Below are 22,764 nucleotides of genomic sequence, written 5' to 3' on the forward strand. Positions count from 1 at the left end.
CAGAGGGACCGGCAAAGGACCCTGCAACACTTTGATTTTGGAACAAGCAAACATGCAACGCATCGCCAGTCTCGACGACATTGCGCAAGGGCTCGACGCGCTCTGCCTGCTCGATCCGCGCCTGGAAAGGGTGCGCGGCATGGCCGGCGACGTGCCGCTGCGGCTTTCCGAGCCGGGCTTCAGAAGCCTTGCCTCGATCATCGTCTCGCAGCAGGTCTCGCGCGCCAGCGCCGATGCCATTTTCGGCCGGCTGACGAAACTCCTCGATCCGCTGACGCCGCAGGCAATCCTTGCCGCCGACGAAGCCGTCTTCCGCGAGGCCGGACTGTCGCGGCCGAAGCAGCGCGGCCTGATCGCCGTCGCCCAGGCGGTGGCCGATGGCCTTGATCTCGATCACCTCTGCCTGCTCGACGCCACCGACGCAATCACGGCGATGACGGCGGTGCCAGGTATCGGTCCGTGGACGGCGGAAGTCTATCTTCTGTTCGCCGCCGGCCATCCCGACATCTTCCCGGCAAAGGACATCGCCCTGCAGAGCGCGGTCGGTCACGCGCTTGGCATCGACCCGCGTCCGCCGGAGAAAACGCTGATCCAGCTTGCCGAATCATGGAGTCCCTGGCGGGGTGTCGCATCGCGACTTTTCTGGGCATATTATCGAGAAACCCGAGGCAGGGATGCCATACCTCCGGCCTGAATCCGCAAAAAAGCATAGAAATCATGTGTTTTTGGCGCGCCCTTGGATCGACAAGCCGCTTCACATCCCTGTCATGTCGGGCTTACAGTATCCGCGCCGATAGGTTCGAGAGCGAAGGAGGTCTACGACGTGACGGTTGCCGTATCTCCGGATGGGCTTCCAGCGCTGGTGCTGAATGCGGATTATCGTCCGCTCAGCTATTACCCTCTGTCGCTCTGGTCGTGGCAGGATGCCATCAAAGCGGTGTTCCTTGAGAGGGTGAACATCGTCGCCGAATACGAGCATGCCGTGTCGTCGCCGACCTTCTCGATGAAGCTGCCGAGCGTCGTCAGCCTCAAGGCCTATGTGAAGCCGTCACGGCATCCGGCCTTCACCCGCTTCAACGTCTTTTTGCGGGACCGTTTCCAGTGCCAGTATTGCGGCACCCCGGACGACCTGACCTTCGATCATGTCATCCCGCGCCATCGCGGCGGCGCGACGACGTGGGAGAATGTCGTCGCTGCCTGCTCGCCCTGCAATCTCAGGAAGGGCGGCATGATGCCGGCGCATGCGAAAATGTGGCCGCTGCAAAAGCCCTATCAGCCGACGGTGCATGACCTGCACAACAACGGTCGCCTGTTTCCGCCCAACCACCTGCATGAAAGCTGGATGGATTATCTCTACTGGGACGTCGAACTGGAACCTTGAGATCATCCGATAATTCGGGATGCTGGCCGTCTGAAGCGATTGTCTGCGCTTCCGATGTTCACGAACCTAAATGTCCGCTGCGCTTCGGTTCTCGACAATCACTTCATACGACTCAGCCTGCCGAACTCTTGAATGATCTCGCGTCAGCTCAGTCGCGGGCGAAGGCGCCGCGGAATGCGACGACTGCCAGGATGAAGCTGGCTATGGCGTTCCAGCCGGCCAGCGACAGGCCAAGGATGCGCACTGCCGCCTTGTCACAGGATGGCGGGACGAATTTGTCGAGCGCATCGAGCACGCCCTTGCCGCCCGTGTCCACCGGTCCGGCAGCCGCCGTACAGTCGGTCGGCCCCGGCCACCACGCCCATTCGACGCCGGAGTGATAGACGCCGAGATAAAGCCCGTAGACCATCAGCAGGCCGCCGATGGCGAGCAGCCCGCGTGTCACCACGGTGGGCAAGCGCAGCGCTGACGACAGCGCCGCCAGCAGCATCAGCGGCACGCCGACATAGTAAGGGGTGCGTTGCTCGAGGCAGAGCTTGCAGGGAATGTAGCCACCCAGATACTGGAAAGCCAGCGCCGAGCCGACGGTGGCGGCCATGGCGACGGCGAGAAACAAGGCGGTCCGCATCCGCTGACGTCCGGCTTCGGCATTCAGGGTCGCTGTCATCGATCTTTCGTCCGTGTGGTTCGACGCCCGCTCAGGGCAAAGGATCGTTGCTCAGATGGCGTATTTGACGACGATATAGAGCAAAATCAGGGCAGCGGCCGCTGCGCTCGCAATCTGGCCAAGACGCTTTTCGATGAATTCGCGGATCGGTTCGCCATAGCGGCGCAGCAGCCAGGCCAGAAACAGGAAGCGGGCGCCGCGGGCGACGATCGCCAGCAAGACGAACAGCAGCAGAGGCACGCCGATAACGCCGGACAGGATCGTCACCACCTTGATCGGCGGCAAATGGGCAAGGCCCGAGGTGACCAGCATCAGGATGATGAAGCCGACGCCCGAGGAGGTGCGCAGCGCCTCGAACTGGTCATACTTGCCGTAGAATTCGAGGATCGGCACCGCCACCGCGTCATAGGCATAGTGGCCGATGAACCAGCCGGCGATGCCGCCGAGCACCGAAGCGACGGTGGCAATCAGCGCGTAGCGATAGGCGCGATCCGGCCGCGACAGCGCCATCGGCAGATAGAGCACGTCGGCCGGCACCAGGAACACCGAGCTTTCGACAAAAGCGATGAAGGCCAGCCACCATTCGGCGGATTTCCTTGCCGCCAGCGACAAGGTCCAGTCGTAAAGTCCGCGAAGCATCGGCTCTCCTGTGAAGCGCCTGCCTGGCGCGGCATTTGTCTAGAAAGATTTTCCGCGCCGCACAATGGCCGCGCCTTCACGAAAACGAAAGGTGAAGTTTGGTCGCGGCTGCGATCCCTCGAGAATTGGCCAGTTGACGAACAGGCCTCTGACCGTATAGTCCGCGCCCATCCAGGCCGCCCGGCCTGAGCCCCTATGGCGGAATTGGTAGACGCGCTCGACTCAAAATCGAGTTCCGCAAGGAGTGCTGGTTCGATCCCGGCTAGGGGCACCAATCATCGCTATCTGTCTTTTGTTTTGACCATGATCTTCTCCGAACCGGAGGTTCGGGATCACGACCCTACCGCCGTCCCAGCAGGCTCCGCATCCGGTTGCGCAGCAGGCGCGCCATGTTGCGGGTCTCGCGGTAGAGATGAAGCTGCGACGCCGCCTGGCGGGCAAGGCGGTCGGCATCCGGCGTCAGCCCGATCACCAGCGTGCCGATCGGCTTGCACTCCGTCCACAGCCGGCTCATCACCGGATGGTCGGGCACGGCGCAGGAATCGGTCATCATGATGTTGGGGTCGTCGAGATGCTGCCTGGTCACCTCGATCATCAGCAGCGTGCCTGGCGAATAGGCGGCGAGCGTCTCGTCATAGGCCGTCTTCCAGGTGTAGGCGACGCCGGCCTCGACGAAGACGATCAGGCAGGCGATGGTGCGGCCGTCGAGCGTCAGCGAATGGATGCGGCACAGGTCATGCTCGGCCAGCCGGTGCACGGCCTCGCGGGCAAAGGCAGCGCGGTAGCGGTCGACCGCCATGGCGGTGCGCTCGCGTCCCTTCCAGCCGGCGGCCTCCAGCGTCAGGAAGCTTTCGATGGCGTGGCGGATCTCGTCCGGTCCGCGCGCCATGAGATGGTCCAGCCTGCCGAGGTCGGCAAGGCGCCGCTTCAGGCGGCGGAATTCGCGGTAATGATGCGAGCGCAGCGAGGCCTTCAAGTACTCTTCGCCGTCGAGCTCGCTTTCGAGCACCGGGCGGTCGGCCTTGCCGGTGGTGACAAGCGTCAGGCCGCGCGTCTCGGCGACCGTGGCAAGCAGGCTCGCAAGTGGGCCGTCAAGCCTGATGTCGGGCAGGACGAAGACTTTCGGCAGCTTGAGATGCGGCCGCGACAGCATCGCGAAAAAATCCTCGATGACGCCGACCGGATCGTCGCGGTCGACCAGCGGCGTGCCGATCGGGCCGAACGGGCTCGACCATGTGCGCATGACCGGGACGCCGAGCGGTATCACCGGCCGCTCGACCGAGAACGGCACCAGCAGGCGCAGGCGGTTGCGATATTCGTCGCCGTCGCGAATGACCGCCAGCCGCACCTCGCGGTCCTCCAGCCTCGGCATGGCGGGGGCCAGGAAGCGCGGGTTGAAGAAGACGTTGGGTTCGACGGTGCGGGCGCAGAGATAGTCCAGTTCCTCGACCAGGTCGAAGCCGGCGGAGGCCGGATAGATCGCCAGCTTTCGCTGCGGCCGGTTGTTGGCCAGGATCTCGATATGGGCGGGATCGGCGTCGCGCGCCAGGCCGGCAAGGCCGGACACCATGGCGCCGGCCGGGCCGCCGCTGGTTTCCTCGAGCAACGGAACGGCGGCCATCAGGCGTCTCCCCCGGCGGCGGGCACGAAGATGGCCATGACGATGCCGAGCTTGCGCCAGACGGTGAAGGACAGTGCGCTGGCCTCGAAGATCATGGCGAGACTTGTGGCGATTGCCGCGCCCCACAGGCCGAAGAGCGGGATCAGCATCACGTTGAGGCCGATGTTGAAGGCCAGCGTCATGGCATAGACGGCAGCGCAGATGTTCTGGTTGCCGCTCATGGTCAGCAGGCTTTCGCAGGGGCCGACGGCGGCCCGCGCCACGACGCCGAAGACCAGCAGGAACAGCAGTGGATAGCCGGCGGTGAATTCGGGGCCGAACAGCACCAGCATCGGCTTGCCCAGCGCCAGCACCAGCAGCGCCATCAGCAGCGACGGCCAGAAAGTCCACGACACGGTTTCGCGGGCAAAGGCGGCGAGCTTTTCCGGCTCGCCATGGGTGAACTGCGCGTAGCGCTGGGCGACGCCTGCTTTGACGGCGAAATAGACGAAATGCACCAGCGCCAGCGTCTTCACGGTGGCGAAATAGACGGCGACGTCATCGGGATCGAGATAGGCGCCGACCATCAGCACGTCGGCATTGGTGAGCAGGAAGAAGAAGCTCTCGACCAGGAAGATCGGCAGCGACACCACGAACCACAGCCCGAAATGCACCCTCATCGGCCCGGCCGGTATGCTCCTGTCCATGCGCGAGGTAACGCCGACGAGTTGGCCGAGCGTGGTGGCATAGGTGGCGGCGATCGAGGCGAAGATGGCTGTCTTGGCGTCGGGCGCGTAGCCCATCAGAAGCATCAGCGCCATGAATACCAGGATCAGCATCGGCCGTACCAGAAACGTCGGCGACAGCGCGAACAGCGCCCATGAGTTGGCGCGCGCAAGCCCTTGCAACAGGTCGGACATGGCGATCATCGGCAGGCAGATGACGCCGAGAATGAAGGGCACGACATAGTAGTTTTCGATCCAGGGCGCACACAGCCAGACGCCGAGCGCGCCAATGCCGGCGATCACCGTCGAGGCGACCAGCACGAACAGGCGGCTGGCCACCACGATGCCGCGCAATTCCGCCAGCATGCCGCGCTCGCGATACTCGGGGATGAAGCGGATGACCGAGGTGTGGAAACCGAGGCAGGCAAGGTTGCCGACGATGACCATCGTCACCCAGACGAGGACGAAGATGCCGTATTCGAACGAGCCCATCCAGCGCGCCATCAGCACCTGGCTGACGAAGGCGATGACGGCGCTGATGATGCGGATGGAAAAGGCAATCAGCGACATTCGGCCGGCTTCGCCGCGCTCGTCGGCGGTGAACAGCACGGCGTCGATGCGGCCAAGCAGCGGCCTTATGCGCAGCGCCAAGCGCTGCGGCAAGAACCGCCCGGCTGTCGTGGCCGCGGAAAAGCGCACCCCGATCACACTCCGTTTCCGCCTCTTTTCTGCCTGCGGGTCTATCCAAAACACATTAAGAAACGGTTGGGTGGCGAGCCGGTGGCGCCGTCGCAATACGGGGAGTGTGAGCGCGGTGTTCACCGCCATGCCATACGTCGGCGGGACAGCGCGCCCCTCTGGCCTGCCGGCCATCTCCCCCTCAGGTGGGGAGATTGGCTAGTCGCGAACGCCGGCGCCGCCCCTTGCATGTTCGGATTGCGGCTATTGCGCAAGATAGCTGCACTCCCCGACGGATGGCCGTCCGCCGAGTAGTGGACGGATGGGACCGTACGCCCCTTGGTGCGAACCGCGGATGAGCAAGGTCCATTCGTTCTCACATTGGTCCTGAACAGATGATGGGGAGCAAGGCCCGCATGCAAGGCAAGGTATTGTCCGAACCGAATGCGAAGCCGCCAGTCTATGCCGGCATCGACGTATGTAAAGAGTGGCTGCATGTGTCCGTCCATCCCGCCGGCCAAAGCTTTCGCGTCGCCAATGATGGCGGCGGTTTGCGGCGGTTGAAGCGCCTGCTCGGCAAGCTTGCGGTGACGCGGGTGGTCATGGAGGCGACGTCCAAATACCATCGAGCGGCGCAGCGTTCGCTGCACGAGGCGGGATTGGCCGTGGGCGTCGTCAACCCGCTGCGCGCCCGGCTCTTCGCCGAAGCCTGCGGTCAGCTTGCCAAGACCGACAGGATCGACGCCAGGCAGCTGGCGGTGATGGGAACCGTACTCGATCCGGCCGAGACGGTGCCGGCGTCGCTTGCGATGGAAGCGCTGCAGGAAATGGACGGCGCGCGCAGTGCCGCCAGCGCCGAACGCACCGCTCATCAACCGCTTGGCGAGGCTCCAAAGCCCCTTCCTGCGCGCCGAACTCAAGCGCAGGCTGCGGGCGATCGAGCACCATCTCGTGCGTCTCGAAACCGAGACCGCTCGCCGGATCTCGGCTGACCCTGCACTTGCCCGCTGCCACGCCATCTTGATTTCGATCCGGGCCTTGGGCCGGCCATAGCCGCCACGCTGCTGGCCGGCCTCGCCGAGATGGGCACGCTCCTCGCCCCCGTCGCCCACGACAGTGGCCCGCGCCGGGGTCGCCGCGCCATCAGGGGCGGACGCAAGGGCGTCAGGAACGCCCTCTCCATGGCCGCCCTGTCCGCAAGTCGCTACAACAAGGCTCTTGCTGCCTTCGCCACACGGCTGCGCAACGCAGGCAAGCCCGCAAAGGTCGTCCTCGTCGCCGTCATGCGAAAACTCGTCATCATGGCCAATGCGCTCATTACTCAAGACCGCTTCTGGAGCCCAATCGCACCTTGACAACAAACACAGATGCTCATCCGGCTCTCCGGGCCACCTTCTTCCCGTGTAACTGAGAGAAGGAAGAGGCGCCTTAGGCAAACGCCCCGTGGCAGTGCTTGTATTTCTTGCCGGAGCCGCATGGGCAGGCCTCGTTGCGGCCGACCTTGCCCCAGGTTGCCGGGTTCTTCGGGTCGCGGTTTTCGGGGGCAACGATGGCGTTCGTCTCCTGGCGGACCAAGACAGCGGTCTCGCCGCCTTCGAAGTCGTCCTCGCCGGTGCTGCCGTCGACATGGCTGCCGAACATGTCGGGGGCCTCGGGCGGCGGAGCCTCGGCTGCCTGGCGGACCAGCTCGACGCGCATCAGCTGCGCGGTCACGGCCTGGCGCAGATTGCCCAGCATCGCCTGGAACAGCTCGAACGCCTCGCTCTTGTATTCCTGCAGCGGGTCGCGCTGGGCATAGCCGCGGAAGCCGACGACGGAACGCAGATGGTCGAGATTGACGATGTGCTCGCGCCACAGATGGTCCAGCGTCTGCAGCACAACCGAGCGCTCGACATAGGTCATCACGTCGGGGCCGAAGCGCTCGGCGCGGTCCTTGGCGGCGGCGTCGGCGGCCTCCGCGATGCGCTCGCGGATGTCGTCCTCGGCAATGCCCTCTTCCTTGACCCAATCCTCGACCGGCAGGTCGAGGTTGAGGAATTCGGCGACCTCCGCCTTGAGGCCGGCGACGTTCCACTGCTCGGCATAAGCGTTTTCGGGAATGTTCTTGGCGACGATTTCCTCGATGACGCCCTCGCGCATCTCGGCGACGGTCTCGGACAGTCCTTCGCCGTCCATCAGTTCGATGCGCTGCTCGAACACCACCTTGCGCTGGTCGTTCGAGACGTCGTCGTATTTCAGCAGGTTCTTGCGGATGTCGAAGTTACGCGCCTCGACCTTCTTCTGCGCCTTTTCCAGCGCCTTGTTGATCCAGGGATGGATGATCGCCTCGTCTTCCTTGAGGCCGAGCTTCTGCAGCATGCCGTCCATGCGCTCGGAGCCGAAGATGCGCATTAGGTCGTCCTGCAGCGACAGGAAGAACTTCGAGCGGCCCGGATCGCCCTGGCGGCCCGAGCGACCTCTGAGCTGGTTGTCGATGCGGCGCGATTCATGGCGTTCGGTGGCGAGCACATAAAGGCCGCCGGCGGCGAGCGCCTTTTCCTTCAGGCGGGCGATGTCGTTGCGGATTTCCTTTTCCTTCGCCTCGCGCTCCGGGCCGGCCGGTATGTCGCCAAGCTCCTCGGCGATGCGCATCTCGGCGTTGCCGCCAAGCTGGATGTCGGTGCCGCGGCCGGCCATGTTGGTGGCAATGGTGATGGCGCCGGGCTTGCCGGCCTGGGCGACGATGGCCGCCTCGCGCTCGTGGTGGCGGGCGTTCAGCACCTCGAAGTCCTTGAAACCTTCCTTGCGCAGGCGCTCGGCCAACAGCTCGGATTTTTCAATGGAGGTGGTGCCGACCAGTATCGGCTGGCTCTTGGCGCGGGCTTCCCTGATCTCCTTGACGATCGCCTTGTATTTTTCCTCGACGGTACGGTAGACCTCGTCGTCCTCGTCCTTGCGGACGACCGGCAAATTGGTCGGGACCTCGGTGACATCGAGATTGTAGATGTTGGCGAATTCCTCGGCTTCGGTCAGCGCCGTGCCGGTCATGCCGGCAAGCTTCTTGTAGAGGCGGAAGTAGTTCTGGAAGGTGACGGAAGCCAGCGTCTGGTTCTCCGGCTGGATCGTCACATGCTCCTTGGCCTCGAGTGCTTGGTGCAGGCCTTCCGAATAGCGGCGACCCGGCATCATACGGCCGGTGAACTCGTCGATGATGACGATCTCGCCATTGCGAACGATGTAATCCTTGTCCTTCTGGAACAGCCGGTGCGCCTTCAGCGCATTGTTGACGTGGTGGACAATGGCGACGTTCTCGACATCGTAGAGCGATTCACCCTTGAGCAGGCCGGCGTCGCGCAGCAGGTTCTCCAGCTTCTCGGTACCTTCCTCGGTGAAGATCGACGTCTTCTGCTTCTCGTCGATCTCGTAGTCCTGAGGTTGCAGCTGGATGATAAAAGTATCGATGGTGTTGTACATTTCCGAGCGGTCCTCGAGCGGACCGGAAATGATCAGCGGCGTGCGCGCCTCGTCGACCAGGATGGAATCGACCTCGTCGACGATCGCGTAGCTATGACCTCGCTGCACCATCTGGGCGCGCTCGTACTTCATGTTGTCGCGCAGATAGTCGAAGCCGAGTTCGTTGTTGGTGGCGTAGGTGACGTCGGCGGCGTAGGCGACGCGGCGCTCCTCGTCGGAAAGGCCATGGACGATGACGCCGACGTTGAGGCCGAGGAATTTGTAGACGCGGCCCATCCATTCGGAGTCGCGGGTGGCAAGGTAATCGTTGACGGTGACGACATGGACGCCGTTACCGGCCAGCGCATTGAGATAGACAGGCAGCGTGGCGACCAGCGTCTTGCCTTCGCCGGTGCGCATCTCGGCGATGCCGCCATTGTGCAGTACCATGCCGCCGATCAGCTGCACATCGAACGGGCGCATGCCGAGCACACGGCGCGCAGCCTCGCGCACGGTGGCGAAGGCCGGTACCAGCAGATCATCGAGGGTGGCGCCATTGGCGATGTCCTGGCGAAATTTGTCCGTGCGGGCCTTGAGCTCGACATCGGAGAGCGCCTGCATCTCGTTTTCCATGGCGTTGATCGCCTCGACGCGGGGCCGGGTTGCCTTGACGCGGCGATCGTTGGAGGAGCCGAAAACCTTACGGGCGAGACCGCCGAGACTGACCATCCAATGGTCCTTTCGATAGCATTCTAATCGTTGCGACGGGCGCCGGGCGGCCCCATCAATTCCGCGTGAACAGACAAACGCAAAAAGCGCCCGGAAAACGGTTCTGGACGCAAAGTCGTTGGACAGATAAGAGGGGGCTCAACTGATGTCAACGCCGCGCTCGTCCTGCGGGCCGCGCCAAATTCCGCCACAATCAGGCTGGTCTGGAAGCCGTCCCGCTCTAGCTATCCCCATTGGAGTCAATCGTAATGTCCTTATTGTTCCGCCGTGCGTCGCTCGCCAGCCTTGGCCTGGCATTCGGGTTGTCGGCTCTGTCGCTGTCGCCGCTGATGGCGCAGGAAGCCGCCCCCGCCCAGCCCGACGCCGCAGCACCGGCAGCAAAGCCGGTCGACCCGAACGCCGTGGTCGCAACGGTCAACGGCCAGAAGCTGACCGAGGCAGATCTTGGGCTTGCCGAGGGCGAACTGTCGCAGCAGTTCGCGCAGCTTCCGGCCGAACAGCGTCGCGCTGCCGCCCTTTCAGCGGCCATCGAGATCCGCGTCATGGCTGCCCAGGCGGTCACCACCGGGCTCGACAAGGACCCTGAATTCCAGCGCCGCATGGCATTCCTGCAGCAGCGTGCGCTGCATGGCGAGATGGTCGAAAAGGGCGTCGTCGACAAGGTCACCGACGCGGAAGTCCGCGCCCGCTATGACCAGGAAGTCGCCAACACGCCGCCGGTCAACGAGGTGCATGCCCGTCACATACTGGTGAAGACGAAGGAAGAGGCCGAGGCGATCATCAAGCAGCTCGACGGCGGCGCCGATTTCCAGAAGCTCGCCAACGAGCACACCAGCGATCCGAGCGGCAAGACCAGCGGCGGCGATCTCGGCTGGTTCGGGCCTGGCCAGATGGTGCCGGAATTCGACAAGGCGGCCTTCGCGCTCGAAGTCGGTAAATACACTGAGCAGCCAGTGCAGTCGCAGTTCGGCTGGCACGTCATCAAGCTCGAGGACAAGCGCACCAAGCAGCCGCCGGCCTACGAACAGGTCAAGGACCAGGCTCGTCAGGCCGTCATCCGCGACAAGTATTTTGCCCTGGTCAAGACGCTGCGCGCAGCCGCCAAGGTCGAAATCCCGGACGAGACGCTGAAGAAGTCGGTCGACGCACTGGAGAGCTCGAAGTAGGTTCAGCCCGCGCCTGGACAGGGTGCTGCGCAGTGCCCTGTCGCTTCCGGAAGACTTGCTACTTGTAGTGGGGTACCTGTGGTTGGTGCCTCGAACGCCGCCGGATCACCGGCGGCGAACGCGCCGGTGAATTCCGGTGCGCGCACCAGCAGCATCATCGCCCAGAACAGCGGCCAGACCGTCCCGCGGACAAAACTCCTTGCCTCCCGCTTGCATTGTCTTTTCAATCAAGCCGCCGATCGCCTCAGCGATTGCGAGCAATTATGCCTCGCATCACATAGCGGACCGCCCTGCGTATAGTCGCTTCGTCCTCTGCGAGGCGATTGGTCAGGAGATGCGTCCAGGCATAGGAGGCGATCAGGTCGGCGACGAGTGCGGGCTCGACATCGGCCGCAACCTCGCCGCGCGCCTTGGCGCGCTCGATCATCTGGCCGGTATGGGCGCGGCGTCCTGTTGCGTATTCGGCAAGGGCGGCGGACGCGGCTTCATCCGACTGCGCCTCGGCGATCAGCGACCTGAACACGCTGCCCGACGACGTTTCACGCCAATGCGAGAACAGGCTCTCCAGGAAGCCGACGAGGTCATCCTCGAGGTTGCCGGTGTGGGGATTGTCGACGCGCTTTTGCCGTTGATAGACTTCGAGCAGCAGGGCGGCCTTGCTCGGCCACCAGCGATAGATCGTCGGTTTTCCCGCACGAGCCCGCCGCGCCACGGCCTCGATCGAAAAGCCGGAATAGCCGGCCTCGGCCAGCAGCGATTCGGCAGCATCGAGAATGGCATCGGCACTTTCGGGGTTGCGCCGCGCCCCAATCGATTTGCGCGCTGGATCCGCGTCCTCACCCATCACCTTTTCCTTATCCAAGATTTCATCGGCAATCATACATGACCCTTGACGAAACGAAACGGCCCGTTTTATATAACGGAACGTTTCGTATCGATAAAGAGAAGGCAATGACCTCAACTGCCACCGCCACGCGTTTCTCGCGCCCGCGCTTTGCGCTTCTGGTCCTGCTCGGCGTCTATCCGCTGATCACGGCCATCCTGTACGTGATCTTTCCGCTGACAGCGGACTGGCCGATCTGGCAGCGCACGCTGATTATCGCGCCGCTTATGGTGACGATCATGATATGGGGGCTGATCCCGGGCGTGCAGAAGACGTTCCGGGGTTTCCTCAACCCTGCGCAATGACGATGGATCAAGGGCGGCGTTGGCTCTGAAAACGGCTTGCGCCGGCGCGCCGTATCGGGCAAACCGGCGTTCCTTTCGCGATTTTCCCGCCCGAGGTCTCCATGTCCGCAACGATTTCACCGCTTGCGCCGAAGAAATATCCCAAAATGCCTGCCATCGAGGGCGTGCGCATCGCGACCGCCGAGGCCGGGATCAAATACAAGAACCGTACCGACCTGCTGGCCATGGTCTTCGACGCCGGCACCACGGTCGCTGGCGTGTTCACCAAGTCGAAATGCCCGTCGGCGCCAGTCGATTTCTGCCGGCAGAATCTTGGCGCCGGCAAGGCGCGCGTGCTGGTCGTCAATTCGGGTAACGCCAACGCCTTCACCGGCAAGAAGGGTCGTGCGTCCACCGCATTGACCGGCGAGGCGGCGGCCAAGGCGGCGGGATGCACGCCGGGCGAAGTGTTCCTGGCCTCCACTGGCGTCATCGGCGAGCCACTCGACACGGCAAAGTTCAGCCACCTGCTCACCAGGCTGGTCAAGGACGGCAAGCCCGACCTGTGGACCGAGGCGGCCAACGCCATCATGACCACGGACACCTATCCGAAAGTGGCGACCGCGACGGTCAAGCTCGGCGACGCCGACGTCACCATCAACGGCATCGCCAAGGGCGCAGGCATGATCGCGCCCGACATGGCGACGATGCTTTCCTTCATCGCCACCGATGCGCCGATCGCAGCATCGGTGCTGCAGGACCTGTTGTCGCGCGGCACGGCCAAGACCTTCAATGCGGTCACGGTCGACAGCGACACCTCGACCAGCGATACGCTGCTGATCTTCGCCACCGGCACAGCCGCCAAGCGCGGTGTACCTGATATAGCCGACGTGAAGGATGCGCGCCTCGGCGCATTCCGCCGTGCCCTCGGCAAGGTGCTGAAATCGCTGGCGCTACAGGTGGTGCGCGACGGCGAAGGCGCCCGCAAGCAGGTCGAAGTCACCGTCACCGGCGCAAAATCGGCCCGCTCGGCCAAGCGCATCGCGCTGTCGATCGCCAATTCGCCGCTGGTCAAGACGGCGGTTGCCGGCGAGGACGCCAATTGGGGTCGCGTCGTCATGGCCGTCGGCAAGGCTGGCGAACCCGCCGACCGCGACAGGCTGTCGATCTGGTTCGGCGATATCAGGCTGGCACACGAGGGCGAGCGCGATCCAGCCTATTCCGAGGAGGCGACATCGGCGTATATGAAGCGCGACGAGATCCGCATCCGCGCCGACATCGGCATCGGCCGCGGCAAGGCAACGGTGTGGACCTGCGACCTCACCAAGGAGTATGTCGCCATCAACGGCGATTATCGGAGCTGATGGCGTTGGTTTCCAGACATCCGGCAAGCGTGCTCGCGATCGTGCGCCGCTACGAGGCGGCCGGCTTTCGCGCCTGGCCAGCGGCGGCCGTCCATTATGACGGAACCTGGGTGGTGCGGCTGACGGCCGGCCATCCGGCCAAGCGGCTGAACTCGGTCAATCCGCTCGATCCAGGCGATGTCCAGCACATTCCCGAGCGCATCGGTCGCGCCGGCCGGCGTTTCGACGCCTATGGCAGGCCGCTGACCTTCCGGATCTCGCCGCTGTCGGGACCCGTTCTTTCCAGCCATCTCGACAGCGAGGGCTGGAGCACGTTCGCGGAGTCGCTGGTGATGCGGCTGCCGCTGGCGGGCACCCAGGTCGACACGGCGATGGACCAGATTCCACTGAAGGACATCAGCCGCTTCATCGGCGCGGCGCTCAAGGTGAGCGGCTCGGATGCGTCGCTGCGGCCGGGCCTGTCGGAGATCATCGGCGCCATCCAGCCGGAGGCCGGGCTATTTGCTCTCGAAGAGGGCACCGAGCCGCTGGCGACGCTGATCTGCGTCCATGACGGCGATCTTGCCGGACTGTTCGAGGTCGCCACAGACAAGTCCGTGCGCAACAAGGGCCACGGCCGCAATCTCATCTTGTCGGCGCTGAAATGGGCGCGGCTGCGCGGCGCGCGGGAGGCCTGGCTGCAGGTCGAGGCCGACAATGCGCCGGCGCTGGCGCTCTATCGGTCGCTGGGCTTCGACGAAGTCTACCGCTATCACTACCGCCGGCCGCCCGAAACATGACCGGCCCAAACATTGCCGGCAAGCGCTTGCTCCTGGTCGCTGCCTGCGCGCTGGTCGATGCGGACGGGCGCGTGTTGCTGGCGCGGCGCCCCGAAGGTAAGCAGCTCGCCGGCCTGTGGGAGTTTCCAGGCGGCAAGGTCGAGCCCGGCGAGACGCCGGAACAATGCCTCATCCGCGAACTGCACGAGGAAATCGGCATCGAGACGGAGGTTCCATGCCTGGCGCCGCTGACTTTCGCAAGCCATTCCTATGACCATTTTCACCTGCTGATGCCGCTGTTCGTCTGCCGCCGCTTCAGGGGCATTGCGCAGCCAAAAGAGGGCCAGGCGCTGAAATGGGTGAGGCCGCGGCAGATGCGCGACTATCCGATGCCGCCGGCCGACGCGCCGCTCGTCCAGTTCCTCATCGATCTTTTGTAAGTTGCACCATTCCTGCCGGTTTTAGGCAGCGTTAATGGAAGATTTATCTCGTCGTGAAAAATTGAGGCGAGACCGTATCCTGGCGCGTCGCCGATTAGTATGATGAATTAGAAATTCGTTTCGCGTTGGAACTGGGGAGCGATTGCATGAACCTGGACAAGGATTGGGACTCGATCCGGCCTGACCGCAGTTTTCGCGCCGCCGATGCCGGCATGGGCATTTTGCGCATCACGCTGCTGTTCGGCTCGGCCGCGGTGGCGCTGGCTTTGATCGCGACCCCCCTCCTTGACAGCCAGACGCGATTGCAATCCGGCCGCGACGGTCTTGTCGCCGGCCTCGACACGATGAACACCGGTTCGATCGGCCGTCGCGACACCTATACGCTGCGCAGAAGCGTGCTGCAGCCACTGCCCAGTTCTGTCTGCGTGATACACGACAATGGCACCCGCAACGGCGATTGCTGAAGGAACAAGGTCAACAGAACCTTAGGTTGAGCTCCGGCGGAGGCCTTGTTTCACCGCCTGTTAAGCCTGTGCCGTTAACCTTTCTTAACAGGTCGGCGTTAAGGTGCCCGGCAAGAGGGATCGACGGTCATGAAATCACTGCTGCAACGGTTCTTGCAAGACGAAACAGGCGCCACAGCCATCGAATACGGCCTCCTCGTCGCCGTGCTATCGCTCGCCATCGTTGGCGGCGTCGGCCAGGCCGCTAACGCGATCGAGTGGCTGTTCAGTGACAACAGCAGCACGATTGTGAACGCTTTATCTCAGAACTGATCCCTCCGGCCACGCGATCCGGAGAATCCGGTCAGCGCTCGCCAGGATTTTCCAATCCAGGATTTTCCAATATTGTCTTCAGCGATACTTTTGCCGAGCCGGGCTTCAGCGGCTTTTGCTGCGATGCATCCGGTGCCCAGCCAGACAGCCAGACGATCGAGAAACTTGCCCTGACGCGGCCGTCGGCGTCCGAAAACCGTTCGGCATAGATTTCGGCGGCGCGGGCAAACAGGTTTCGCGTGCCCGGTCGCCTGCTGCGATCGGCGAGCGCGCTGGTCTCGCCCATGGCCCGCAGATCGGCAATCAGGCCAAACAGGGAATCGTAGCGCACAGTGACCGTCTCGACGTCGGCGACCGGCAGAGCCAGGCCTGCGCGCTGCAAAAGCGCGCCGGCGTCGCGGACATCGGTGAACGGAATGACACGCGGGCTGGCGCCGCCATAAAGCTCGGTCTCGGCAGCAAGCAGGCTTTCGCGCAATTCGGACAGCGTGCCGGCGCCGGCAAAAGCGCCGAGGAAAAGCCCGTCAGGGCGCAGCGCGCGGCGGATCTGCGCCAGCATGCCGGGAATGTCGTTCATCGCCTGCAGCGACAACAGAGAGACGACGAGATCGAGGCTTTCCGGTTCGAACGGCACCGTTTCCATCGGTGCCAGCAGTCCCGGTCTGCCGCCCAGGAAGACAGCGTCGGCTTCCACGCGCACGATATCCGCCACCTTGCCGCTTTCGGCGAGCACCTCCGCTGCCGCCGGCGTCTGGCAAAACAGCACGGCCGCCTTGCCGAATTTGCGCTCGACAGCACCCAGCCGATCAGCCAGGTCTTCGGCCGCCCGCCGCATCAGGAAATCGGCGCCACTCACCGGACGGGCCAGTGCCCGGCGCTTGCGCGCCAGCCAGAGCGAGGTGTCGAATATGGGCTGCAACGGACGAGTTCCTGTTTCTCCACTCTTCGATATAGTGGCGCGGAGAACCAACCACGTGGCCGATCCGATGCCGAAGATCAAGATCATTGGGATCAAGAGTGTCGCTCGACAGGCATTGGGCTGGCCGGCGCGCATTCTGTTTCCTCCGGTCTGTGCCGGCTGCCGCCGCCATGTCTCGCAGCCCGGCGTGCTGTGCGGCTTCTGCTGGCCGAAGCTCAGGCTTCTGGAGCGGCCATGGTGCGCGGTGATGGGAACGCCGTTCACCCACGACATGGGCGAAGGATTCCTATCCGCCGAGGCGATCGCCGATCCGCCGCCCTTCGAGCGCGCGCGGGCGGCCGTTGCTTATTCGGGTGTCGCCCGCCAGATGGTGCAAGGGCTGAAATACCAGGACCGCACCGATCTGGCACCCTGGATGGCGCGCTGGATGCTGCGCGCCGGCGCCGAACTGATCACCGAGGCGGATGTGGTCGTGCCGGTGCCGCTGCACTGGCGGCGCTTTTTCAGGCAGCAGTTCAACCAGTCGGCTGAACTGGCAAGAGCTGTATCGCAGCTCAGCGGCTTGCCTTTCTCGCCCTCCGCGATCAGGCGGGTGAAGCTCACCCGCCAGCAGGTCGGGTTGGAGCGGCAGGAGCGCGAGGAAAATGTACGTGCCGCATTCCGCGTCCCCGCCGAGGCGGAAATAGAGATTTCCGGCCGCCGGGTGCTGTTGATCAACGATGTCTATACCACCGGCGCCACCGTCCGCGCGGTCGCCAAGGCGCTGAAGAAGGGCGGCGCTGGAACGGTCGACGTGCTGACCTTTGCCCGTGTGCTGCCCGGGGACTTCCGGGCCGATGAGTCCGCGACTATATAATGTTTGGAACAAGGCAGGATTGCTGACCGATGATCGACGTGACGATCTACACTCGCATGATGTGCGGCTATTGCGTGGCGGCCAAGCGGCTGCTGGAAAGCAAGGGCGTCGCTTACATCGAGCACGACGCCTCGTTCTCGCCGGAACTGCGCCGGGAAATGATTTCCCGCGCAAATGGACGCTCGACGTTTCCGCAAATATTCATCGGCAATACGCATGTCGGCGGCTCCGACGATCTCCACGAATTGGAGGCGCGGGGCCAACTGGACAAACTGCTCGCCAACAGTTCGATGACGTAAGGGAGAGGACGATGGGTGTTTTCAAGGCGGCGGCGATCCAGATGCGTTCGGGTACCAGCCCGGAGCGCAACGCGGTCGACCTGGAGCGGCTGGTGCGCGAGGCTGCAGGCCAGGGCGCGACCTATGTCCAAACTCCGGAGATGACCGGTGCGCTGGTTCGCGACAGGCAAGCGCGCGCCGCCTCGTTCACCTCCGAGGACAAGGACATCATCGTCTCGACGTCGCGGAAGTTGGCCAGGGAGCTCGGCATTTTCCTGCATATCGGCTCGACCGCCATCCTGCGTGCCGACGGCAAGCTCGCCAACCGCGCGTTGCTGGTCGGGCCTGATGGCGCGACGATAGCCACCTATGACAAGATCCACATGTTCGACGTCGATCTCGACAATGGCGAGAGCTGGCGCGAATCCGCCGCCTATGAGCCCGGCACCGAGGCCATTGTCACCGGCATCGATGGTGCGAAGCTCGGCTTCGCCGTCTGCTACGACCTGCGCTTTCCGCAACTGTTCCGCGCCGAGGCGCTGGCTGGCGCCGATCTGCTGACCGTACCCGCAGCCTTCACACGCCAGACCGGCGAAGCGCACTGGCACATATTGCTGCGGGCGCGGGCGATTGAGAACGGCGCCTATGTCGTTGCCGCGGCGCAGGGCGGATTGCACGAGGACGGCCGCGAGACTTATGGTCATTCGCTGATCGTCGATCCGTGGGGCCGCATCATTGCCGAGGCGGCGCATGACCAGCCGGCCGTGATCTTTGCCGAGATCGACCCGGCGCAGTCGGTTGCGGCGCGCAAGAAGATTCCCAACCTGAAGAATGCGCGGGATTTTGCCGTGAATGCCGGACCGGTCGAAACACCGCGTCTGAGAGGTGCAGCCTTTTGATCCGCTTTTCCCTTATCTGCGAGCATGAACACGAATTCGAAGCGTGGTTCCGCAACAACGACGACTTCGACACCCAGAAGAAGCGCGGCTTCGTCGATTGCCCGGCCTGCGGCTCGCATAAGGTGCAAAAGGCGCTGATGGCGCCTGCAGTTTCCACCGGGCGCAAGCAAGAAAAAATAGCACTCGCATTGGGCGAGGCGCAGAAGCAGGCACTGGCGCAATTGAAGGCGCTGGCCGACAAGGTGCGCGAGAATGCCGACTATGTCGGCGACAAATTCGCGGAGGAAGCGCGCAAGATCCATTTCGGCGAGAGCGATCCGCGCGGCATCTATGGCGAAGCGACGCTGGAGGAAGCCAGGAGCCTGGCCGAGGACGGTGTCGAATTCATGCCGATCCCGAGCTTTCCGGAGGACCGGAACTGAGCGCAAAGCAGCAACAAGCAATTCATTCGAGTCTCATGGAGAGGTTCTTCGAATGGGCTTGGCTGAAAGCCTCAGACAGTTTGGTGGTGGACCGTTTGCTGATCGCTGGCGATCAGCAAGAGATCGATCGGGTGGTAGAGGCCCTGTCGCTCATTCGCCAATACGATCCAATCCGTTATCGCAGGCTTGTGCGAGATCTGCGTCGCATTTGGGTTTGGGCCATTCCCTATCGCGGACAGTTCAAGAAAAGTACCTGGACTTGCGAGCTCGACCAAAGGTTCGTGCTCGACGAAAAGACGTCGTCTGAGCTCATTGCGTCAGTGATCGTGCATGAGGCAACGCATGCGCGTCTCGCGCGCGTTGGCATCGAGTATCGTGAGGAATTGCGCCAGCGCATTGAGCAGGTGTGTATTCGGCGGCAACTAGCTTCCATCAAAGGACTTCCTAAGGCAACTGAAGCGTTTGATGAGGCCGAGAGGATGTTGGATGCCCTGCCTGACATGGGTGACATCGCGATGGCTGAACGCGCCTTTGCGGGAGAGCTTGAAGCCGCGCGTTACCTTGGTGTTCCGGACTGGCTGTTGCAAAAAATCGTTATCATTAGAGAGCGGCGTAGCAGAAGATCAGCGGCGAAGTTGAGGTAGAATTAATCCTCTTCGCAAGTATTAACTCAAGCTTGCGATCAACTTGCGGAGCAAGTTTGCGAGCGCCTCTCGCTCGGTGCGTGTCAGGCCTGAAAGTATCTGGTGCTCATTGGCGAGGTGGGCGGCAAGCGCCTCGTCGATGAGGTCGCGGCCTTTCTCGGTCAGTTGCACCACAACGCCACGCCGATCGCTCGGATGCGGCGCGCGGCGGATCAATCCGGCCTTCTCGAGCCGATCGAGCCGGTTGGTCATGGCGCCAGACGTCACCATCGTCGCCTCATAGAGAGCGGTCGGCGTCAGTGCATAAGGTGAGCCGGAACGGCGCAGTGTCGCCAGCACGTCGAATTCCCCGGATTGCAGTCCGAAGCGGGCAAACAGCGGAGCGAGGCGCTCGCGTGCAATCAACGACGCGGCTTCGCTCAACCGCCCGAGCACGGCCATCGGAGTAACATCCAGATCCGGCCGCTCTCTCTTCCACTGCTCGATAGCTTTCGCTGCACGATCCATTTATCTCGCCATTAAATATCTTGACGTTAAGAATCTTTGCACTATCTTACCCGAAGATATAAGACTGGCCAAGGGCCGCGGTTCGAGCACAGGACCATAAGATGAAATTTCTCTGGGATTCGGCGCTCGGCCTGCTGGTCGTCACCGGTGGCCTGCTCGGCCTGACGCTGCCATTCGGCAAGATCGCGACGGCAGCCGGCGTTCCGGCCATGGTATGGGCCCTCGTCATCTCGCTCGGTGCCGGCGGCGTGCTTTTAGGGGTGATGCTGCTGAGCGGCCAGCGCATTCGGCTCTCTGCGCACAAGCTGCGCTATTTTTTCATCACCGCGGCGGTGTCCTACGCCTTCCCCAACCTGTTGATGTTCTCTGCGATTCCGCATCTTGGCGCCGGCTACACCGGCATCATGTTCACACTGTCGCCGGTCATCACGTTGATGTTCTCGATCCTGCTTGGCGTCAGGCGACCCAATATGCTGGGTGTTATCGGCATTGCCGTCGGCTTCGCCGGTGCGGTGATGGTGGCGGCAACGCGCGGCGAGGCCGGCCAGCCGGCCGAAATCTTCTGGGTGCTGGTCGGGCTACTCGTTCCGGTCAGTCTGGCCGCCGGCAACATCTACCGCACGGTCGACTGGCCTGAAGGCACCGGCCCGATCGAGCTTGCGGTCGGCAGCCATTTGGCCGCGGCTGCGCTGCTTTTCTGCGGCACCCTGGTGCTGCAGGGCGGCAGTGCGTTCGGCTCGCTCGGCAGCGTGCCGCTGGTGGTCCTCGGGCAAGCCGCATCGGCCTCGGCGATGTTCGCCTTCTTCTTCCGGCTGCAGGCGGTCGGCGGTCCGGTCTATCTCAGCCAGATCGGCTATGTTGCGGCCGCAGTCGGGCTGTTTGCCGGCACGGTCTTTCTCGGCGAGCACTATCAGCTGCTGACCTGGGCAGGCGCCGCCATCATCACCATCGGCGTGCTCATCACCGCCAAAGCGCAAAACCAGGTTGCCACCCGGGTGCAAAGCCAAGCGGCGTGAAAAGGTGGCGCGAGAAGGTTCAGGCGGATGCTTTCTCCGCCAGCATCATGTAGTTGACGTCCATGTCCTTTGAGCGCTGCCAGCGGTCGGCGAGCGGATGGTAGACGACGCCGATGCGGTCGACGACGGTCAGGCCAGCGCCGCCGAGCGCCTTTTCGAGCTCTTCCGGACGCACCAGCTTGCCGAACTGATGGGTGCCGCGCGGCAGCCAGCGCAGCACGTATTCAGCGCCGATGATGGCCAGGCCTAGCGCCTTCAGCGTACGGTTGATCGTCGCCACGAACATGATGCCGCCGGGCTTGAGCATCTCGCCGCACTTGGCCACGAACAGGTCGATGTCGGCGACATGCTCGACCACTTCCATGTTGAGGATGACGTCGAATTTCTCGCCGGCGTCGGCCAGGTCTTCGGCGGTGGTGGCGCGGTAATCGACCGTTACGCCACCCTCCGCCGCGTGCAGCTTGGCGACTTCGATATTGGTGGCGGACGCGTCGGCGCCTACCACTTCGGCGCCGAGCCGGGCCATTGGCTCGCACAAAAGCCCGCCGCCGCAACCGATGTCGAGGAAGCGCAAGCCTTCGAACGGCCGCGCCGCGCGCGGGTCGCGGCCAAAGCGCGCCGTAACCTGGTCGCGGATATAGGCCAGCCGGACCGGATTGAACTTGTGCAGCGGGCGGAATTTGCCGTTCGGATTCCACCATTCGGCGGCAAGAGCGGAGAAACGCTCCACTTCTCCGGCATCGACCGTCGATCGTCGGGGCTCTGGCATGGTGTGGTCTCCTCGAACGCTAGGAAGTCGGGCGCCGGGCGGCGAATGTCAAGGCAGGAATTTCGCCGGCCGATGGAGCGGCGCTGATGACGCCAGCGGATGCCGGGAATTTCGCCGGCATTCTGTCAGTACATGTCAGCTTGGTGCTCCCCATGGTGGAACAGAATTGCCCTGGCGGACGAAGCAGAGGCATCCTTCCAGCGGAGCAGACCAATGATGCGAACCCTAGCTTCGATCCTTTGGCGCCGCCTTGACCTGGAGGGCCACGACGCCTGCCTGCTTTCGCAATCGGGCGGCGGGCAGAGCCTGAGGGGGCAGGCCTTTTTCATCCAGGACGGCAAGCCATGCAGCGTTTCATACGAAGTGGATCGCGATCCCGGCTGGCACACCCGCTCGGCGCGGGTCGACGGCTTTCTCGGCACGCAAGAGCTGCACTATGCAATTGAGCGACTTGCCGGCGGTCAATGGACGCTGAACGGCGAGCCGCACACGGAAGTCGCTGGCCTCATCGATGTCGACCTCGGCTTCACACCCGCTTCGAATCTGTTGGCGATACGCCGTTTCGACCTCGACATCGGGATGGCGACGCCTGCTCCCGCGGCTTATTTGACATTTCCCGAACTCAGGCTTGTGCGCCTCGAACAAACCTACCGTCGTCTCGACGAGGCTCGATACGCCTACGCTGCACTCATGTTCGGCTACGACGAGATCATGGAAGTTTCGCCGTCCGGCTTCATTGTCGACTATCCGGGCCTGTGGAAAAGCGTAGCGCAGTCGGGCTGAAGCAAGACCTGACCGTTCGCACCTGCCCGTTGCGAACCCTCTCGATCGCTCCGATGGCGTTGTCGACCTGACGATCAGCGATATCAGCGAGTAGCGCAGGCAAGGCAGGCGGCGGAAAATCGCGCGGAGGGCGATGTCAAACCGCGACA

At 63.4% G+C, this 22,764-nt stretch carries 25 protein-coding genes, 1 tRNA gene and 1 pseudogene; 18 read left to right on the forward strand and 9 right to left on the reverse strand.

The window, feature by feature from the left end:
- Positions 1–52: 52 nt before the first annotated feature.
- Together EN859_RS06020 and EN859_RS06025 are read left to right on the forward strand one after the other, a co-directional pair.
- Entirely contained in the window at positions 53–694 is a 642-nt protein-coding gene (locus EN859_RS06020) for a DNA-3-methyladenine glycosylase (RefSeq protein ID WP_127852452.1), read from the forward strand.
- 129 nt (positions 695–823) lie between these two features.
- Complete coding sequence (locus EN859_RS06025; RefSeq protein ID WP_023677956.1) at positions 824–1,381, forward strand: HNH endonuclease; 558 nt, start codon at positions 824–826, stop codon at positions 1,379–1,381.
- A 148-nt stretch (positions 1,382–1,529) separates the two neighbouring features.
- Here EN859_RS06025 and EN859_RS06030 read toward each other — a convergent pair whose 3' ends face one another.
- Together EN859_RS06030 and EN859_RS06035 are read right to left on the reverse strand one after the other, a co-directional pair.
- Positions 1,530–2,048, reverse strand: coding sequence for a disulfide bond formation protein B (locus EN859_RS06030; RefSeq protein WP_127852451.1), 519 nt, complete (start codon positions 2,046–2,048; stop codon positions 1,530–1,532).
- 51 nt (positions 2,049–2,099) lie between these two features.
- The gene (locus EN859_RS06035) at positions 2,100–2,687 is read right to left on the reverse strand and encodes a YqaA family protein (protein WP_127852450.1); all 588 of its coding nucleotides are present in this window, start codon (positions 2,685–2,687) and stop codon (positions 2,100–2,102) included.
- Positions 2,688–2,876: 189 nt separating this feature from the next.
- Between EN859_RS06035 and EN859_RS06040 the strand changes: the two genes are divergently transcribed.
- Positions 2,877–2,961 (forward strand) — tRNA-Leu (locus tag EN859_RS06040).
- 66 nt (positions 2,962–3,027) lie between these two features.
- On the opposite strand, the gene EN859_RS06045 is transcribed toward EN859_RS06040, so the two are convergent.
- Positions 3,028–4,308 carry a GNAT family N-acetyltransferase gene (locus tag EN859_RS06045; protein WP_127852449.1) on the reverse strand — a complete coding sequence of 427 codons (1,281 nt, stop codon included), beginning with the start codon at positions 4,306–4,308 and terminating at the stop codon, positions 3,028–3,030.
- Positions 4,308–5,711 (reverse strand): lipopolysaccharide biosynthesis protein, encoded by a 1,404-nt coding sequence (locus EN859_RS06050; protein ID WP_127852647.1) that lies wholly within the window; start codon positions 5,709–5,711, stop codon positions 4,308–4,310. Before EN859_RS06050 ends, EN859_RS06045 begins: the two co-directional genes overlap by 1 nt.
- Positions 5,712–6,106: 395 nt before the next feature.
- On the opposite strand from EN859_RS06050, the pseudogene EN859_RS06055 reads away from it, so the two are divergent.
- Positions 6,107–7,045: pseudogene (locus tag EN859_RS06055) on the forward strand (transposase).
- Between the two features lie 73 nt (positions 7,046–7,118).
- Here EN859_RS06055 and secA read toward each other — a convergent pair.
- Positions 7,119–9,851 carry a preprotein translocase subunit SecA gene (gene secA, locus EN859_RS06060; RefSeq protein ID WP_127852448.1) on the reverse strand — a complete coding sequence of 911 codons (2,733 nt, stop codon included), beginning with the start codon at positions 9,849–9,851 and terminating at the stop codon, positions 7,119–7,121.
- Positions 9,852–10,099: 248 nt separating this feature from the next.
- On the opposite strand from secA, the gene EN859_RS06065 reads away from it, so the two are divergent.
- Positions 10,100–11,017 (forward strand): peptidylprolyl isomerase, encoded by a 918-nt coding sequence (locus tag EN859_RS06065; RefSeq protein ID WP_127852447.1) that lies wholly within the window; start codon positions 10,100–10,102, stop codon positions 11,015–11,017.
- Positions 11,018–11,261: 244 nt separating this feature from the next.
- Here EN859_RS06065 and EN859_RS06075 read toward each other — a convergent pair whose 3' ends face one another.
- A complete protein-coding gene (locus EN859_RS06075; protein WP_127852445.1) occupies positions 11,262–11,861 on the reverse strand; it encodes a TetR/AcrR family transcriptional regulator in 600 nt (199 codons plus the stop codon).
- Positions 11,862–11,899: 38 nt separating this feature from the next.
- Between EN859_RS06075 and EN859_RS06080 the strand changes: the two genes are divergently transcribed.
- The 6 genes from EN859_RS06080 to EN859_RS06105 all read left to right on the forward strand — a co-directional run bounded on the left by EN859_RS06080 (position 11,900) and on the right by EN859_RS06105 (position 15,522).
- Positions 11,900–12,205: a hypothetical protein gene (locus EN859_RS06080; RefSeq protein ID WP_245525492.1), complete on the forward strand. Its 306-nt coding sequence runs from the start codon at positions 11,900–11,902 to the stop codon at positions 12,203–12,205.
- Between the two features lie 101 nt (positions 12,206–12,306).
- Complete coding sequence (gene argJ / locus EN859_RS06085) at positions 12,307–13,548, forward strand: bifunctional glutamate N-acetyltransferase/amino-acid acetyltransferase ArgJ (protein ID WP_127852444.1); 1,242 nt, start codon at positions 12,307–12,309, stop codon at positions 13,546–13,548.
- Positions 13,548–14,327, forward strand: a complete 780-nt coding sequence (locus EN859_RS06090; RefSeq protein WP_189501736.1) for a GNAT family N-acetyltransferase — start codon at positions 13,548–13,550, stop codon at positions 14,325–14,327. Before argJ ends, EN859_RS06090 begins: the two co-directional genes overlap by 1 nt.
- Entirely contained in the window at positions 14,324–14,746 is a 423-nt protein-coding gene (gene mutT, locus EN859_RS06095) for an 8-oxo-dGTP diphosphatase MutT (protein WP_127852443.1), read from the forward strand. Before EN859_RS06090 ends, mutT begins: the two co-directional genes overlap by 4 nt.
- Before the next feature lie 146 nt (positions 14,747–14,892).
- Positions 14,893–15,210 carry a hypothetical protein gene (locus EN859_RS06100; RefSeq protein ID WP_127852442.1) on the forward strand — a complete coding sequence of 106 codons (318 nt, stop codon included), beginning with the start codon at positions 14,893–14,895 and terminating at the stop codon, positions 15,208–15,210.
- 129 nt (positions 15,211–15,339) lie between these two features.
- The gene (locus tag EN859_RS06105; protein ID WP_127852441.1) at positions 15,340–15,522 is read left to right on the forward strand and encodes a Flp family type IVb pilin; all 183 of its coding nucleotides are present in this window, start codon (positions 15,340–15,342) and stop codon (positions 15,520–15,522) included.
- 31 nt (positions 15,523–15,553) lie between these two features.
- Here the strand turns inward: EN859_RS06105 and EN859_RS06110 are convergent, their stop codons facing one another.
- Positions 15,554–16,441: a methyltransferase domain-containing protein gene (locus tag EN859_RS06110; RefSeq protein WP_127852440.1), complete on the reverse strand. Its 888-nt coding sequence runs from the start codon at positions 16,439–16,441 to the stop codon at positions 15,554–15,556.
- Between the two features lie 55 nt (positions 16,442–16,496).
- Between EN859_RS06110 and EN859_RS06115 the strand changes: the two genes are divergently transcribed.
- The 5 genes from EN859_RS06115 to EN859_RS06135 are packed head-to-tail and all read left to right on the forward strand — an operon-like array spanning position 16,497 to position 19,540.
- The gene (locus EN859_RS06115) at positions 16,497–17,297 is read left to right on the forward strand and encodes a ComF family protein (protein WP_127852439.1); all 801 of its coding nucleotides are present in this window, start codon (positions 16,497–16,499) and stop codon (positions 17,295–17,297) included.
- 29 nt (positions 17,298–17,326) lie between these two features.
- Complete coding sequence (gene grxC, locus EN859_RS06120; protein ID WP_127852438.1) at positions 17,327–17,596, forward strand: glutaredoxin 3; 270 nt, start codon at positions 17,327–17,329, stop codon at positions 17,594–17,596.
- A gap of 11 nt (positions 17,597–17,607) precedes the next feature.
- A complete protein-coding gene (locus EN859_RS06125; RefSeq protein WP_127852437.1) occupies positions 17,608–18,474 on the forward strand; it encodes a carbon-nitrogen hydrolase family protein in 867 nt (288 codons plus the stop codon).
- Positions 18,471–18,896 (forward strand): DUF1178 family protein, encoded by a 426-nt coding sequence (locus EN859_RS06130; protein WP_127852436.1) that lies wholly within the window; start codon positions 18,471–18,473, stop codon positions 18,894–18,896. Before EN859_RS06125 ends, EN859_RS06130 begins: the two co-directional genes overlap by 4 nt.
- 35 nt (positions 18,897–18,931) lie before the next feature.
- Positions 18,932–19,540, forward strand: coding sequence for a hypothetical protein (locus EN859_RS06135; protein ID WP_127852435.1), 609 nt, complete (start codon positions 18,932–18,934; stop codon positions 19,538–19,540).
- 21 nt (positions 19,541–19,561) lie between these two features.
- On the opposite strand, the gene EN859_RS06140 is transcribed toward EN859_RS06135, so the two are convergent.
- Positions 19,562–20,047, reverse strand: coding sequence for a MarR family transcriptional regulator (locus EN859_RS06140; protein ID WP_127852434.1), 486 nt, complete (start codon positions 20,045–20,047; stop codon positions 19,562–19,564).
- Between the two features lie 101 nt (positions 20,048–20,148).
- Here EN859_RS06140 and EN859_RS06145 point away from each other — a divergent pair, with 101 nt between their 5' ends.
- Positions 20,149–21,063 (forward strand): DMT family transporter, encoded by a 915-nt coding sequence (locus tag EN859_RS06145; RefSeq protein ID WP_127852433.1) that lies wholly within the window; start codon positions 20,149–20,151, stop codon positions 21,061–21,063.
- 19 nt (positions 21,064–21,082) lie between these two features.
- Here the strand turns inward: EN859_RS06145 and ubiG are convergent, their stop codons facing one another.
- On the reverse strand, positions 21,083–21,832 hold the full coding sequence (gene ubiG, locus EN859_RS06150) for a bifunctional 2-polyprenyl-6-hydroxyphenol methylase/3-demethylubiquinol 3-O-methyltransferase UbiG (protein ID WP_127852432.1): 750 nt from the start codon (positions 21,830–21,832) through the stop codon (positions 21,083–21,085).
- 213 nt (positions 21,833–22,045) lie between these two features.
- Between ubiG and EN859_RS06155 the strand changes: the two genes are divergently transcribed.
- Positions 22,046–22,615 carry a putative glycolipid-binding domain-containing protein gene (locus tag EN859_RS06155; RefSeq protein ID WP_245525493.1) on the forward strand — a complete coding sequence of 190 codons (570 nt, stop codon included), beginning with the start codon at positions 22,046–22,048 and terminating at the stop codon, positions 22,613–22,615.
- Positions 22,616–22,764: the final 149 nt, after the last annotated feature.

It is taken from the genome of Mesorhizobium sp. M00.F.Ca.ET.216.01.1.1 (genome assembly GCF_004010325.2).
Lineage (GTDB): Bacteria > Pseudomonadota > Alphaproteobacteria > Rhizobiales > Rhizobiaceae > Mesorhizobium.